The organism is Bacillus sp. OTU2372 (genome assembly GCF_038440275.1).
Classification (GTDB): domain Bacteria; phylum Bacillota; class Bacilli; order Bacillales; family Cytobacillaceae; genus Neobacillus; species Neobacillus bataviensis_B.
Genome location: NZ_JASATK010000017.1, coordinates 19,420 through 35,146, shown reverse-complemented (window position 1 = coordinate 35,146; position 15,727 = coordinate 19,420). Strand labels below are relative to the sequence as shown.

The following is a 15,727-nucleotide window of genomic DNA, read 5'->3' as shown; positions in this document are numbered from 1 at the left end:
GTAATTGCATTGGTTTCAGGTAATGTTAATTTTCCCGTTCTAAAGGGATAAAAACTTACAAAAATATGAAAATTATTTTTTGGGGGTGGCTTTGTATTACCCCCGGTAAATAATTGGAAAGGAAAAAAATGGAGGAAAATTTTTCGAAAAAATTCGAGGTGTTTTATTATATTTCAACATTAGCAAATTCATATACTCCTGCGAAGACAATATTCGTTTGTGCTCCTGATAGAGATGCTCAATCATATGAATCTGTTGAAAAATTTGCAATTAACTCCGGCTGGCTTGACTTAGCAGAACATGATGGTGCAGTTCTAGTTATGCCTATTGCAAAAAATGGTTGGCAAGCACAGAGCCCTACAATGATTGCGGAATTTTATAGTGAAACCAGGAAAAACTTTAAATCAAAAAATAGCAAAAGTATACCAGGCCGAGATGGATTCGTCTGGTGCTGGGAAACACTTGTCTATTTGGTGGGTTATGAGGAAGGAGCAGTGTTTGCCGGTAATGTTACTGTTACAAATCCAAACCGCTTTGCCGGTGTTGCTCTTGTTAACGGTGTACCAAACGACTATACAGCCTTATCGAACCCTTCTGACCATTGGCTTGTTCGAAACGTAAGTTCTGCCTATAATAAGAAAAATCAAGATATCCCGGTTTGCCTTTGGATGTTTGGACAGAACGAAAATTTCGCAAAAGAGGCCCTTGACCATTTTTCTGTGTGTAACCAAATCACTGCTCCTGCAGAGGTAGTTGAATATGAAGGCATAAGCACAGAGCTGTATAAAAATTTAACTGAGGATGCGGTTCAAATTAGAGTTTCTGTCGGAGAGTTTGAGGCTACGCCAGTACTCGCCAAGACAATTATGAATCAATTTTTTAACAAGTTTATTCGCTGGAAGAATGCTCCGGATGGCACTTTAAAACCATATCTTAGCAAGGATGCCTTCAACGGATCCAATCGCTATGCACATGACTCTGTAACAGTTAACAATAATAAGTACGATTTTTTCACTTATCTTCCCGAGGGAATGGGAGCGAAAGAGGCTGAGGGTCTTCCAATTGTATTTAGTCTTCACGGCAGAGGAGAACCGTCCTGGATTTTTTCTACCAAGAATGGCTGGGATAAGCTTGCTGATGAAACGAAGGAATTTATCTTGGTATTGGTCGATTCACCCCTAAATATATGGTTGCTGGATAGAGATGGTGAAGTATTTGGCCCTATTATAGAAAAGCTTTATCAATCCTATTTAATAGACAAATCTAGAGTATATCTTACTGGTTTCTCTAATGGAGGTATGTTCACTCGTCAGGTAGGGAATCAACATCCGGAACTTTTTGCAGCAATTTCTCCGTGGAGCGCACCTTTTGTCGACAGTTTTGAAGAATTATTATCAAGAGGCTACGAGCTCCCCTGTTTTATTATTACAGGTGATAATGACGAAAAAGTCCCTTTATGGGATAACTTAGACAGTTTGCTAGAAGATATGCTTAAAGTAAACAATTGCAGTATAAAAGAAGCCGAACCTCGTATTCATATGAGATTTATCCCAGATGGGGTGTACAATGGTGATAACTACTACACTCAAAAAAACAAATATACGGAGGGTGACCGTTTCCAGACTTTTTTTTATAAAAACTCTGATGGTAATGTAAGAGTTTGCTTTACACTCATGAAAGACATGCCACACGGTGCTATTTATGACCAAAGCCGTGCTGGATGGGCATTTTTGAAGCGTTTTAGTCGTCCGGAAGGTTCAAAAAAAGTCATTGATGCGATGTCATAATACTAAAGTTTATATTTTATAAGATATATTAACTATTACTCTTACTAATTTGATATCAGTCTTATGATCCCGGCATGAAGATGGTTTACAAGAAAATAATAAAAAGTTCTCCAGTTATTTGGAGAACTTTTGTGTATTTTTTTCAATTCATTTCTTTGGATTCGGCTGTTTTTTGGAAAGGACCCAAGTTTGCCCGACTTTCATGCATTTTACCTGTTTGTTTGCACAAAGATTTTTTATTGTTCCTGGTTTTAAGCTCCAAATTTTCGAAGCATCATCTACACCAACGATCATATTTAATGGGAAATTTACATCCAGATAATTGGCTACAAGTTCCTGAAGAGTTTCTCCCGGGGAAAAAGTGTTGTTTGTTATTTTTACTACCTAATCTTAGACCGCAAAGTATTTGAAGCTGGTCCAGAATGAAAAGGAATCAAAGGGCATCATGACGGATGCCATCAAATTCATGGGCAGGATCATGAATTGATTCTGTCATTCATAGAGCCTTACGTAAATTCCACATAACTGTACTTTGGTAGAATTAATTGAAATGAAAATTTATATACAATTTATACTAAAATAAATTCTCGTTGCCTTGCACGGAAGCAAAACTCAAAAAGGTTTATACTCTACATAATCCAATAATAAAGGGAAAAGGTGGCATGAATATGAATAAGACAGATTTAGTAAATGCTGTTGCAACACAAACAGAACTATCAAAAAAAGATGCTTCTGCAGCTGTAGATGCATTGTTTGAAACGATTTCTAATACACTTTCTAAGGATGAGAAAATCCAGTTAATTGGATTTGGTACATTCGAAGTTCGTGAACGTGCAGCTAGAACCGGTCGCAATCCACAAACTGGGGAAGAAATTCAGATTCCAGCTTCTAAAATCCCAGCATTTAAACCTGGCAAGGAGTTAAAGGAAGCAGTTAAATAATAGTTCGAATATCTATAAACGGCTCTAGGGAATATTCCTTAGGGTCTTTTATTTTAGGCCGTGTCCTTACACCGATGTACTTGCAGAAATAGGCCAAAATAGGCCGTATCACGTTATACACTTGCAAGTGAAGGGAAATTAGGACAAAAAATAGCCAAGGAATGAGATCCCTGACAGCCTTTTAAAAGGTTAAACTGTGGTCATAGATTGGTGGAAAACGTCTTTGACGCAGCTATATGACGATTATTTTGTTGAAAAATAAGTTTGACAAAGGGCAATTTCGTGGATCGCCCTTTTTCCTCACTAAAATATTTTTAGAAAGGTAGTGTTTACATTATGAATAATAGCACTTGTCCCTTTTGCGGATCAAGTCTTGGTTCAAGCCCTACTACCAAGAGTGATAAGATTTATTGCGGTTTCTGTGAGATGTTTGTAATACCCTCCGTCAACGGAGAGCGTTTAGATCAATTAAAAAAACCTGAATTTATAAGCCATGAACATATTAGACTGAATACACCTCAACTTATGGAAATGCACACGAAGTCACTGCTGGAGATGTTAAGGTCAATGCTTGAGGAAAGAAGGAACTATTATAACCAAATGAGGATCTTGAAAAGGGGAGCTGCTGAAGATCCTAAGTTTATAGAATGGGATAGGATGTCATCAGAAGAATATGAAATGATGACAAGAAAATGTTTTGTTGTTGAGAAAATTATTCACCAGGACGCCATGATTGAATCACTGAAAAGGAAGATTAAGAGATTAAAAGATGCAGTGGGGGACAGACCCCCTCTCTGCTAAAGCATTAAATAATAGATACGTATCCACTGTATATCGGCAATATTTGTTTGATTTAATATGAGAGTGATAGAATAATAGACAGAAAAGATATGGAGCGGTTCTTATTTTTTTACTGCTTGCATCACAGGGGGCGGGTCTTTTTGCGTCATGTAGTGGGACTTTGGATTTTATTGCTGTTGCTTCTGATCCCGGTCTTTCCGGAACTGGCCGAAGCGAAGGGGGAACATGTCATTCGGGTTGGCTTTGACAAGAGTTTGCCCCCTCTTTCCTATGTGGACCAGAAGGGGAAAGCTGCCGGATTTGATATCGAACTATTCAGTCATATCGCCGCACATCAGAGGTGGAAAGTAAAATATATTCCTCTGGAGTTGGATGATGCGATACAAAAGCTGAGGGCAGGCCAGTTGGACGTGGTTGTTGGAATGAAATATACAAACACTCGGGGCACCTATTTTGACTTCAGTGATTCCTATTTAACCATGTCTGATGCATTGGTCGTCCCGACAAAGGTTCGGGATATTTCCGGCTTGGATAACTTGAAAGGAAAAGTGGTAGCGCTTCAGCGGGGAGATACCGTCATCACGCAGCTGGAAGGCGTAAGAAGAAGCGAAATGCTGGTTGCCTTTAATCAGCCTGATGCGTTGGATATGCTTTTTTTAGGAAGGGCAGATGTGTTCCTGGGGAACCGTTGGACTGCCGAGTATATCCTTGAGAAAAGCAATAACCAACGAAATTATCGAATTCGCAACGGGCTGGTTCCGCCATCGGATTATGCATTTGCCGTCCGTAAAGGCAATTATACGTTGTTGAATGAATTAAATGAGGGATTGGTAGATCTCCATCATGATGGGATCTATGAGCGCTTATATTCTCAGTATCTTGAACCGTACAGTGGTTTGGATCTTGGCTGGTGGCGAACACTTGTGTATGGGCTGCTCGCTTTTCTGGGGTTCATCGTGATCATTCTGGCGGGGAGCTTTTACTGGAATAAACGATTGAAAAAAGAGGTCAGAAAACAAACGATCGCATTGGCTGATAGCCTCGCTTTTCAAACCGAGGTACTGGATAGTGTGGATAATGGGATCCTTTCTTTTGACCTGGAAGGAAGGGTTACCTTGATTAATCATGTTGCCCGCAGCCTGCTTGGCAACAAGGGAGAGATAGCGGAAACGTTCATCCTTGATTGCCTTCCGGAGCTCCCGTTTCATCAGTTAATGGCAGAACTGCGCATGCTGCAGGGTGAAGTTCAACTGAACGATGGTTCAGGAAGGATTCTCCATTATTATATTGCTCCACTAAATAACGGAGCAGGAGAACAAGTGGGAGGAATCCTTTCCCTACAGGACCGCACAGAGCAGAAGAACCTGCAGGCACGATTAATTTCACAGGAAAAGCTGAGGGCACTAGGCCAGGTTGTCGCCGGCATTGCCCATGAAATTCGCAATCCGCTTACGGCTATCAAAACTTTTGTTGAATTGCTTCCAAAAAAACTGGATGATTCCCGCTACCGCGCCGAGTTGGTACGTCATGTCCCTGAAGAAGTGGAAAGAATGAACCGGATAATTGAGGATTTACTGAGTTATTCAAAGGAAAAACCGATGAAGCGGGAATGGGAAAACCTTCAAGAGATTGTTCATTCGGTGACAGATTTTTTCAAAAAAAAGATCCGTACTGAAGCGGTCAAGCTTGAGATGGATATTTCTCCAGATCTGGCAGTGTGTATCGATCGAGACCGCATCAAACAAGTATTTATAAACTTGATTCTTAATGCAATGGAAGCAATGGCCTACACAGAGGAAAAGCGACTGACGTTTCTAGCCAGGCTGGAAGGACAAAGGCTGTGTCTTGAAATTGCTGATACAGGAACAGGAATCGGTGAGCAGGATGTTGATCAGTTGTTCGAACCTTTCTATACGACAAAAAGCCAGGGAATTGGCTTAGGCTTATATATTTGCCGGAAAATCATGCAGGAGCATGGCGGGTGGATCGAAGTGAAAAGTATCAAGGGAAAAGAAACGGTTTTCAAGTTGTTTTTTGCGGAAGGAAGGGGTACTTCATGCTGAATGTGTTAATTATTGATGACGAGCAGTCCATCTGTTCCTCACTTTCATTCGCTCTTGAGGATGAATTTAAAGTTTGGACGGCATTAGATGCAAAAAGTGCTGTAACTCTGATTGAAGAAAACGAAATTGATGGGATTTTGCTTGATCTGAATTTAGGAAAAACCAACGGCATGGATCTTCTTCGCACCGTCAAGGAAAGAAAGCCGGAGGTGGTTGTGATCATCATGACTGCCTATGGAACGATTGAATCGTCAATCGATGCTATCAAAAAAGGAGCCTACCATTATCTTACGAAGCCGCTGAATTTAGATGAAGTCAAATTACTTCTGAATCAAGCCCTGAGTTATCAGCAGCTGCATCGGCAGATTCAGGTATTGAGCGAAGCGGTACGGCAGCAGGAAACGTACGCAGGTATCATTGGGAAAAGCAAAAGCATGCAGAAAGTATTCCAATTGATTGAGAAGCTAAAGGATATCCCTTCCAATATCCTAATTACAGGAGAAAGTGGGACAGGCAAGGAACTGGTGGCCCGGGCGATCCATTACCAGGGATGCCGTCAAAATCGTACCTTTTCCGTCATCAATTGTGCCGCCATTCCGGAACAATTGCTGGAAAGTGAATTGTTTGGGTATGAAAAAGGGGCGTTCACAGGTGCCTATCAGCGAAAGCAGGGGCTGTTTGAACGATCTGATGGTGGAACGATTTTTCTGGATGAAATCGGCGAAATGCCGCTTGCTTTGCAGGCGAAAATATTAAGGGTCATTCAGGAAAAAGTGGTCACACCGTTAGGTTCTCAAGAGGTAAAGAAAGTCGATGTACGGATCATTTCGGCTACTCACCGGAATCTTCGAGAAGAAGTGGAAAAGGGACATTTCCGGGAGGATCTTTTCTATCGGTTGAACGTGATTCCGATTCAAATTCCTTCTCTTAAGGAGCGGAAGGAGGATATTCCGCTGCTTGTTGACCATTTTTTAGCTTTGTACTCCGGTAAAATAGGGGTTCGGGCGAAAACCTGCAGTTCGGCTGCGAAAAGGATGTTGTATAACTATTCCTACCCTGGAAACGTGAGAGAACTTTCTAATATGTTGGAGTATGGGGTCGTTCTTTCGGAAAGTGATGTCCTTCAGCCCGAAGATCTCCCGGAAACGGTACGGGAAAAGTCGCCAAAAGTGGAGAGTCATGAAGAGAGCGGACTGGTCATTGCGGACGGCCTTTCCATGGCTGAGGTCGAACGAGAGTATATCCTTTATACTTTGGAAAAAAATGAGGGCCACCGGATGAAAACAGCGAAACAATTAGCCATCAGTGAGCGCGGTTTACGAGAAAAGCTGAAGAACTATTTGAGGGATAAGGGATGAAAAGAGTCTTACTGGTAATAGGAACAGCCATTCTGGCTATGAGTGTTTTTGCTGCGGGGTGTACCACAACACCGGCGAAAGAAGGAAACGATCTGAATTCCGGCGGTGAACAAAAATTTCTAACCATTGCCACAGGTGGCGTTTCCGGACCGTATTACACAATTGGCGGAGCATTGGCAAAGGTTTATAAAGAGAAATTGGATTACCATACTGCCATCCAGTCGACCGACGGATCAGTGGAAAATGTGAACCTTTTGGAAAATCGCAAGGCCGATCTGGCCTTTGTAATGTCGGATGTCGCTTCTTTTGCATTAAAAGGCCAGGAAGGGTTTAAGGCCAGTGGCCCGTCCCTTCGATTTAAGGCAGTGGCTGGACTTTATTTTAACTATGTGCAAATTGTAACGCTTGCAGAAAACCATATTCAAACGGTATATGATTTAAAAGGGAAAAGGGTGGGAGTAGGTGCCCCGAATAGTGGGGTTGAGGTGAATGCCCAGATGATTTTGGGAGAACATGGCATCACTTATCATGACATCGAGCCTGAATACCTCTCCTATTCGGAGGCGATCGAACAATTGAAGAATAAGTCCATTGATGCTGCTTTTGTTACGTCAGGGCTTCCCAATAACGCTGTTACAAATTTGCAGAAGTCAAAAGAAGTGGCCATTGTTCCCATCAATCCTTCCGATATTAATCGTTTAACGGCGACTTACCCTTTTTTTGAAAAAGCAGAAATTCCCGCGGGTGTTTACCAAAATAAACAGCCTGTTCCTACGGTCGCCATTCGTAATATCCTCCTGGTTCGTTCTGATTTACCGAATGAACAGGTGTATCGATTAACGAAAAGTCTATTTGAAAATCTTAAGACAGTGAAACAGGCACATGAGGCCGCAAGCCAAATCAGTAAAAAAGAGGCAGGGAAAGGCTTGTTGGTGCCGCTCCATCCGGGGGCTAAGCAATACTATGATGAAACGGTTCGTCCATAGAGGAAAAAATATTCTGTTCGGAGATAAATCCGGCAAAAAATTCCGTTGAAAGCGGAATTTTTTGCCGGATTATTTTTTTGACAGGGAAGAAGTGTCTTAAAAAGGAAGGATTTTGTCAGGTGGTACAAGTTGGCACGGAACTTGCAACAAAAAAACATGTCTAAATCAATAGATCGAAAAGGGGGAAAACTCTGAAGAATTGAATGCGCTTTCGCTTAGTGTAAAGCAGAAACATTTTGGGGGAAATCTTTATCACGATGTCAGGAAAAGGGGGATATAAAAAGTGAAACAATCGACTGACCGTGCTATGTCACGACGTATTATCAGCAATATTTTCAAAGGATCGCTGGGGAATTTAATTGAATGGTATGACTGGTATGTCTATTCGGCTTTTGCTGTCTATTTTTCAGCGGAATTTTTTCCACAAGGAAATCCAACGGTCCAATTACTCAACACGGCGGGGGTATTTGCCATCGGTTTCCTCATGCGCCCAATTGGAAGTTTGATAATGGGACGCTATGCTGACCGGTTTGGGCGCCGGGCGGCGTTGACCCTTTCTGTTGGAATCATGGCCGGAGGGTCACTGGTTATTGCCTGTACTCCAGGGTATAGCAGTATCGGAATGCTGTCTCCGGTTATTCTCGTTCTTGCCCGTCTTGTTCAGGGGATCTCCCTCGGCGGAGAATACGGAACATCTGCAACTTATTTATCTGAAATGGCCAGTAGCGGCCGCCGGGGCTTCTATTCAAGTTTCCAGTATGTTACTCTCGTGGGCGGACAGCTTGTGGCGCTTGGCGTTCAGATCATTCTTCAGCAACTATTAAGTGATGCCGATATGATTTCCTGGGGCTGGCGTATTCCGTTTGTCATCGGGGCCATTGGAGCATTGATTGTCTTATGGCTGCGCCGTTCAATGGATGAATCAGAGCAGTTTTCGAAGATGGGAACGGAATCCCGTAAGAATGCAGGAACGCTGAAAGTGTTAATGAAATATCCGAAGGCAGTTCTAACTGTGGTAGGCTTAACCCTTGGGGGAACGGTTGCCTTCTATACGTATACCACCTATTTGCAGAAGTTCATGATTAATACAGTGGGTATTGATAAAGTAACGGTTAGCTGGATTAATTTCATTGCTTTATTGATATTTGTGGTACTGCAGCCGCTTGTCGGCATGCTGTCTGATAAAATTGGCCGCCGACCGCTATTATTGGGATTCGGTATTCTTGGAACCTTATTGACGGCTCCAATATTCCTGTTCATGCAGCAATTCAAGAACCCGATTTTTGCGTTCTTGTTAATGATGTTGGGGCTTATTATCGTCTCCGGTTATACGTCCATTAATGCAATCGTAAAAGCCGAGCTATTCCCAACCGAGATTCGCGCACTTGGTGTAGGATTTCCTTATTCTTTAACTGTTGCCATATTTGGCGGAACAGCAGAGTTTGTGGCATTGTGGCTAAAGAATGCAGGAGTGGAGTCCATCTTCTTTTTTTACGTTGCCGCTTGTGTCTTCATAAGTTTAATCGCCTACTGGCGCATGAGTGAATCCTCAAAAACTTCTGAAATTGAGGCTGAACTGCAATCACAAAGCAAATCCGGGGGAACGAAAGCATTATAGTTAAAAGGGGATAGCTTAATCGCCATCCCTTCATCTTAATTTTACTATCTAGAAGTGTTTATATTAACAATAGAGCTGGTGGATATTCTAAGTTTAAATTCTCTATTTAGAAGAAAAATAGCTTTGGAGAGAGAACAATGTTGGATACATTTAGCTTGAAATCATATATTGACCTTAAGCATAGATGTTATACCACCACCTTCATTAAGGAGTTTTTGTTCAATTTTTAAATATAAGGATGATTGGCAGATTTCTAATCATCCTTTTTTAATAAAACCGGGACATCATTGCCTCAAAGTCCGGTTTTCCAGACGAATACTTCACGATCATCGTGTACCTACGGTACAAGCCTCAGTTTTCGTGATTTAGTCGAAATGATGGAAGAACGAGGCTTGATGGCTCACACAACGATGATGCGATATTTGCACCAGAACCGCCTAAAATGAAAATAGAAACATTTAAATATGTAGCCATTAGAGATTAATCAATTTTCAAGAGAAAAATCTTAACACAATAAGGAATAAAATTGAAGAGCCTAAAATATGCAAGTTATGCACTACTTGCGTATTTTGGCTCTTTTCACATTTGTCTGTGATTCAAATGAAGGAAATCTTTAAAAGTGTAAATTATAAATATAATAGAAGAAACTCATCAAAAATAACTTTTGCTTATGGATAAAGGTAAGGGAAAGAAAACAAATCTCAGTTTCAGGTATACAGAAATTTTTCTTAATCCGGACATTCTATTAGGATAAAAGCTACCATTGATTTTATGTATAAATTGCTTCCGATCTTACTCGTTAAACTAAGCACATAATATGAGTTATATTCATTTAAACTACCAAAATCTTATGTTATACTTGTCACATAATGTTCGATTTTAGCCCGATTTGATATGATGTCTAGGGGTTTAAACTCGGCATATAAGTTATGAGGTGAAAAAATATGCTAGAAGAGTATATTACTTATCTTCAGAAAAAAGACAAGTCTTTAAAAACCGTTATTTCCTATCGGAATGATATCCTTATCTTTTTAGAAGATTTACATATTCGGCCTGATGTTTTTGTGACAGCAACAGATGTTAAAAAATGGATTCATGGGTTGTTACATACACAAGAAGGGAAACCATTGGCCATTACCTCCATAAATCGTCGGTTAAATGCTTTGCGCAGTTTTTATTCCTGGGCTGTTAAATATCAGAAACTGCAGCATAACCCGATGGTTGAAATTAAAAATGTCAAATCAGCTGATGAAGATTCTGAAAAAATCATGTGGCTGACAGAAGAAGAGTTTGAAGATCTTTTGAATCGTGTCAGAAAGACACCGGTCAAAAGCAGAGGGGTAGATCCAGAAGAGAAGTATCGCCGGGATCGAGCCATTATTTATTTATTAACATACGCTGGTTTAAGGGTAGATGAACTTTCAAACTTAAAGCTAACCGATCTTGATATGGAATTGCGACGTATTCGGATCATTGGAAAGGGACGCAAGCTTCGGACTGTTCCTATGTCCAATATCTTATGGCAAGAACTGTACGACTGGTTACTTTTTAGAGCAGAAATGGCAAACAAAAAACCTCATGTAGAAGAATCATCCTATGTGTTTTATAGCCAGCGATCACCCCAATTTACGGTTCGTGGAATCCAGGCGATGATTGAAAGTTACAGCCCACCGAAGAAAAAATTAACACCCCATATGTTCAGGCATACCTTTTGCAAATGGATGTTAAAAGCAACCCATAATGACATTGAAAAAGTTCGAAGATTAGCAGGACATAGTAATATTTCGACCACTGCAAAATATTTAAGAGATTCCTATAGTGATTTGGCGGATGCTGTTGAAGCTATGCCGAAATTTTAATTATGAGGATCATCTAAGAAGTAAGCAAACGACATTAAATTAAAACGTATCAATATAATAGAAGAAACTCGTCAAAAGTAACACTTTCTCATCAGGAGCAAAGGCCTTATAAAATTTATAAGGCTTCTTTTAATACCTCAAAAAGGATATTTATAAGTTGGACCATACCCCAAAAATATATATAGAGGATTTTACTTATTTTGATAAAATCTTATTTTTTAATCAGTACAGACAAATCACCTTCAAATACTTTTTGTTCTTTATTATTATAAGTAGACAATAGGACAGTAAGAATTCCAGTTTCGTTATTTTTTGTTTTTTTGTCAATAACTTCTACAATAGTATGTAATTCATCTTTCGGATAAACAGGTTTTATAAACTTAATATTGTTCATCTCAGTTCCAGCAATAACATCATTTCCATACATACCTTCTTCAATCCAAAGTTTAAATGAAAGGGCAATGGTATGGATTCCAGAAGCAATTATTCCGTTAAATCTCCCTAGTTGCGCTTTTTCCTCATCTAAATGCATATATTGAGGGTCAAACTCTTCTGCAAATCCCATAATCTCTTCTTTTGTTAATTTAAAGGATTTGGTTTTAAATACTTGCCCAATTGTGAACTTATCTAGCTTCATAGATACACCTCTTATTTAAAAATCAATGTTGTACTTGTTTATATTAGTTTAGTATTGCATCCTTATCAAGTTAAGTAGGTACACAATATGAAAAGAATGATTTTAAATAATTTCGCTACTAGCCCAAAGCAAAAAAGATTAAGTACGCAGCAAAAGTCGTAACGATTAACTTCCCTAATGGAATCGCTGAAGCTGTACAAAAAACTTAGAAACGGTTAAACCGATTATACCAAAAACTCCAAACGGAGCCACTTTAAGAACAATTCTAACTACTACAAGACGTTGTTCCTTTATATTGACTCTTCCCCCGCAAAAGATGGCTCTCTTCTTCGCATAAGTGGCTCAATTCATCTACAATAATCATGCGAAAATTTTTTTAGCCTTTAACAGTTAATCATCAAATAAAAAAATTATCCAGTCACTCTTCTTTGAACAGAAAGCAGCTGGATAACTTAAACCAGTCATTATAAATGTATAAGAATTTGTAACTAAACCATTGACAAAGTGCCTTTTTTATTTATTTAAATATCTCCATAACGTTGTTCGACTGATACCAAGCTGCTCAGCTGTTAGGGTTTGGTTGCCATTATTTTGATCAAGTACTAGTTTAACCAACTCCATATTAAATTCATGTAATGTTTTGCTACCGTTAAATAAAATATTCATTCCAGCTTCAGAATAAGAAATATTTTCGACAATTTTTTGTTTGCCCAAAATACTATTGACATTATTACTAGTTATATATAGCGATTTAGATAAGCATACTAATTCGGTTAGAACTTGTTTTAACTGTTCGAAATTACCTGGCCAATTATATTGTGAAAGCGTAGCCAGAGCTTTGGGCTCGTACCCGATAATATCAGTATTGTTTTCAATATTCACCTTATTTAAATACATCGTTAATATAGCCGGTAGTTCATTTTTTCTTTCTCTTAAGGTAGGTAGTGGAAAACTTATACAATTCATTCGATTCATTAATTCTTTATAGAATTTCGATGTAATACCTTCAGATGTTTTTTCGCAAATAAATATGAGCCGATTATTTACGTGTAAGTTAGTAGATTCAATAATAGTGATTAACTTTTCAAAGTTTTCATTTGAAATTTTATCAAAGTGATTAAACTGGATTGTATTACCAACCTCAAGTAAAGGGCCGTTACTTGTGTTTAAAAGATGTTTCCACATTGTATCATTTAGTAAGTTAGAATTAATTGTTACCATTATATTATTGTTATTATTTTGTCTGGTGAATACACTTTGAGAGACGATATATTTTCCTATACCCCTTTCTCCTAGTAATATAATTGGAGAATTAGTTGAATTAATTTGTTTAATTTTATCGTAAATATCATTCGTGATAATAGGATTTTTATATAAGTTATTATTTAATTTTTGTTCCACTTCTGACTTATCTTCATATGTAACACCGAATTTAGAATTCATGATAGGTGTTACAGATTTTTGAACAGTTACAATATAAAAAATATCATCTGTCTTATTTGAAATATTTACTTTTAAGTTATATAGAGTGTTGTTTACGGAATGATAAAAAGTATGTGATTCATTAAATGGAGTAGTATCTTTTTTATTAAGTAAATAATTATAGATTGAGTCATGAATTTCTGTATCTAAACTTGAATAAATCAATTCAAAATGACTGGATAAAATTATGCAGTCATTTTTAAAATTTTCAATCGCCTCAGTAAGTAAGTTATTTTGTAATTTTAATCTTTGAAGATGGTTATTTAACTCTATTGCTTGTTCGTATGTCTGTTTTATACTTTCACTTCCTGATGTAATCAGGATTGTATTTAAAGAAATTTCTAGTGCTAGTTTATTCGTTATTGCATCACAAAGAACTAATTTAATCCCTTTTTTCATCAGTGATTTTAAAAGGCCTAAAGTATCACTTGAATCATCTATCGTATATATTTCCACGGAATAGTCTAATATGTCGCAAATTAAATGGGCAGTTTCGGTAATACTTGAATAGCCTATAATAGCAAATTTTGAAGTGTAGTTATCTGCTAGTTTGATCGCTCCTAAAATGTCATAAATAGATATTGAAACATCTATAACTGGTATGGATACATTCTTCCTGATTAACTCAGCTGTACCTCCTCTTGATATCACAATATCGTAATCATTGTGAATCGCCTTTAGGGCTAGATTTTTCCCTTCTTGCAAATCACCAGTATACGTATTTAGTAAAATATTAGGGAAAGTGGATCCTACATTTTCCATTGCATATCTTAACTCTTCGTATGGTGCTATACCAAGGATTTTTGTTATCTTTTGCATAGACATTCCTCCTTGTGTGTTTCTTATTTAAACAATTTACCACAAATCTTTGAATTTTGGTAACGTTTTCGATGGAAAAGTTTCAAAACGTAACAACAATAAAAATTATCCTATTTTTTTTAGGTAGAGTATCAACCTATAATTCAATTATAATGAACAAATGTTAAGGGTATTATAATGGCTGACGATTTAACGGAAGCACTTGATACTGGAGTTAAGTTTTCCATATCGAGACCTTTTCCCAATTAGCAGGCAAAGGGCTCTTTTATATTTTCCTTTTTATATACGGGGAAGATAAATGGAAATGGAAATTTTAACAGGCTGCTTACGATTATTGCCATTGATTTGGTACTAGCTTGCGAAATAAGGAGGAAAATGGTATGGAACAACAACTGCCTAAAGTAAAACCTTTATGTCCACCGGGGCGCACGCCGCGCTATGAAGATGTTCCCTTTGCGGAGGTAATCCTGGATAATGGGGAGCCATACACGCTGAAAATGGATATCTATCAAGATCTTAACCAAAAAACGCCAGGCCCATGCATCATTTACTATTTCGGAGGGGGATGGATGTATGGAGAATACAAGCAGGTTACTCAAAAAGCAGTCTATTGCCGGGAACTTATAAGATTGGTAGAGCAAGGATTTACTGTTGTATCTCCATCCTATCGCTTGGCTAGTCAGTCTGTTTTCCCAGCGTGTATCCATGACTGCAAGGGAGTAGTACGGTTTTTGAAGGCAAATTCAGAGAAATATCATATCGATCCCGAACGGATTGGAGTGTTGGGGAACTCTGCTGGTGGACATCTAGCCGCAATGGTTGCAATGAGCGCAAGCTGCAGTGAAATGGAAGGAGATGTCGGCGGTAACCAAGAATATACGAGTTCAGTAAGGGCAGCAGCCATTTTTTATGCTCCAACTGACCTAGTAGCACTCCTCAGGAGCGACGCGAATGAAGTAATCAAGAATCTGTCTGGAACAGAAGTCGATAATGCAGGCAAATCCATGGATACTGTAATAACCCAAATCCTTGGCTATACTGAACCTGGAAAATCGTTATTAGATTTGAATCGATTGCTAGACAGCGGCGATACGAGTGACCCAGATTGGAAGTATATCGAATTAGCCAAAAAATGTAGTCCTATTACCTACGTAAGTGCCGATTGTCCACCGATGATGATTTTGCATGGTGGCAAGGATCCTCTCGTGCCTATTGATCAAAGCGAGAGTCTTTACAAAGCCCAAGTGTCTTCTAATGCGGACGCCATATATTTATCGTCTTCCCAGGCTAATCATGGCCCAACGATGGGAAAGGAAGCGGACCAAATGGCCTATCAGTTCTTAATAAATAGATTGTAAGAAAAACCGCAATCATAA

General features: G+C 38.8%; 11 protein-coding genes. 9 read left to right on the top strand and 2 right to left on the bottom strand.

The genetic code is table 11. The features are described from left to right. The first annotated feature begins 128 nt into the window (after window positions 1-128). The 8 genes from AAHB15_RS21470 to AAHB15_RS21430 all read left to right on the top strand — a co-directional run bounded on the left by AAHB15_RS21470 (window position 129) and on the right by AAHB15_RS21430 (window position 11,413). Window positions 129-1,787 carry an alpha/beta hydrolase family esterase gene (locus AAHB15_RS21470; protein ID WP_342043289.1) on the top strand — a complete coding sequence of 553 codons (1,659 nt, stop codon included), beginning with the start codon at window positions 129-131 and terminating at the stop codon, window positions 1,785-1,787. Between the two features lie 668 nt (window positions 1,788-2,455). Beyond that, window positions 2,456-2,728, top strand: a complete 273-nt coding sequence (locus AAHB15_RS21465) for an HU family DNA-binding protein (protein WP_342043288.1) — start codon at window positions 2,456-2,458, stop codon at window positions 2,726-2,728. A 336-nt stretch (window positions 2,729-3,064) separates the two neighbouring features. Next, window positions 3,065-3,529, top strand: a complete 465-nt coding sequence (locus AAHB15_RS21460; RefSeq protein WP_342043287.1) for a hypothetical protein — start codon at window positions 3,065-3,067, stop codon at window positions 3,527-3,529. 176 nt (window positions 3,530-3,705) lie between these two features. After that, the gene (locus AAHB15_RS21455; protein WP_342043286.1) at window positions 3,706-5,592 is read left to right on the top strand and encodes a transporter substrate-binding domain-containing protein; all 1,887 of its coding nucleotides are present in this window, start codon (window positions 3,706-3,708) and stop codon (window positions 5,590-5,592) included. Then, window positions 5,586-6,950, top strand: a complete 1,365-nt coding sequence (locus tag AAHB15_RS21450) for a sigma-54-dependent transcriptional regulator (RefSeq protein ID WP_342043285.1) — start codon at window positions 5,586-5,588, stop codon at window positions 6,948-6,950. Before AAHB15_RS21455 ends, AAHB15_RS21450 begins: the two co-directional genes overlap by 7 nt. After that, window positions 6,947-7,936, top strand: a complete 990-nt coding sequence (locus AAHB15_RS21445; RefSeq protein WP_342043284.1) for a TAXI family TRAP transporter solute-binding subunit — start codon at window positions 6,947-6,949, stop codon at window positions 7,934-7,936. The genes AAHB15_RS21450 and AAHB15_RS21445 overlap by 4 nt, the downstream gene beginning before the upstream one ends. Window positions 7,937-8,243: 307 nt before the next feature. Further along, complete coding sequence (locus tag AAHB15_RS21440) at window positions 8,244-9,554, top strand: MFS transporter (RefSeq protein WP_446715892.1); 1,311 nt, start codon at window positions 8,244-8,246, stop codon at window positions 9,552-9,554. Window positions 9,555-10,498: 944 nt separating this feature from the next. Next, window positions 10,499-11,413, top strand: a complete 915-nt coding sequence (locus AAHB15_RS21430) for a tyrosine-type recombinase/integrase (protein ID WP_342043282.1) — start codon at window positions 10,499-10,501, stop codon at window positions 11,411-11,413. 211 nt (window positions 11,414-11,624) lie between these two features. Here AAHB15_RS21430 and AAHB15_RS21425 read toward each other — a convergent pair whose 3' ends face one another. Then, entirely contained in the window at window positions 11,625-12,050 is a 426-nt protein-coding gene (locus AAHB15_RS21425; RefSeq protein WP_335575937.1) for a MaoC family dehydratase, read from the bottom strand. Between the two features lie 513 nt (window positions 12,051-12,563). Next, complete coding sequence (locus AAHB15_RS21420; RefSeq protein WP_342043281.1) at window positions 12,564-14,351, bottom strand: sigma-54-dependent transcriptional regulator; 1,788 nt, start codon at window positions 14,349-14,351, stop codon at window positions 12,564-12,566. A 380-nt stretch (window positions 14,352-14,731) separates the two neighbouring features. On the opposite strand from AAHB15_RS21420, the gene AAHB15_RS21415 reads away from it, so the two are divergent. Next, window positions 14,732-15,709 (top strand): alpha/beta hydrolase fold domain-containing protein, encoded by a 978-nt coding sequence (locus AAHB15_RS21415; RefSeq protein ID WP_342043280.1) that lies wholly within the window; start codon window positions 14,732-14,734, stop codon window positions 15,707-15,709. Window positions 15,710-15,727: the final 18 nt, after the last annotated feature.

Excerpts from the sequence above, each read along its gene's own strand:
- AAHB15_RS21460 (WP_342043287.1), top strand. The coding sequence starts at position 3,065 with ATGAATAATAGCACTTGTCCCTTTTGCGGATCAAGTCTTGGTTCAAGC.
- AAHB15_RS21465 (WP_342043288.1), top strand. The coding sequence starts at position 2,456 with ATGAATAAGACAGATTTAGTAAATGCTGTTGCAACACAAACAGAACTA.
- AAHB15_RS21470 (WP_342043289.1), top strand. The coding sequence starts at position 129 with ATGGAGGAAAATTTTTCGAAAAAATTCGAGGTGTTTTATTATATTTCA.
- AAHB15_RS21415 (WP_342043280.1), top strand. The coding sequence starts at position 14,732 with ATGGAACAACAACTGCCTAAAGTAAAACCTTTATGTCCACCGGGGCGC.
- AAHB15_RS21425 (WP_335575937.1), bottom strand. The coding sequence starts at position 12,050 with ATGAAGCTAGATAAGTTCACAATTGGGCAAGTATTTAAAACCAAATCC.
- AAHB15_RS21420 (WP_342043281.1), bottom strand. The coding sequence starts at position 14,351 with ATGCAAAAGATAACAAAAATCCTTGGTATAGCACCATACGAAGAGTTA.
- AAHB15_RS21430 (WP_342043282.1), top strand. The coding sequence starts at position 10,499 with ATGCTAGAAGAGTATATTACTTATCTTCAGAAAAAAGACAAGTCTTTA.
- AAHB15_RS21445 (WP_342043284.1), top strand. The coding sequence starts at position 6,947 with ATGAAAAGAGTCTTACTGGTAATAGGAACAGCCATTCTGGCTATGAGT.
- AAHB15_RS21440 (WP_446715892.1), top strand. The coding sequence starts at position 8,244 with ATGTCACGACGTATTATCAGCAATATTTTCAAAGGATCGCTGGGGAAT.
- AAHB15_RS21450 (WP_342043285.1), top strand. The coding sequence starts at position 5,586 with ATGCTGAATGTGTTAATTATTGATGACGAGCAGTCCATCTGTTCCTCA.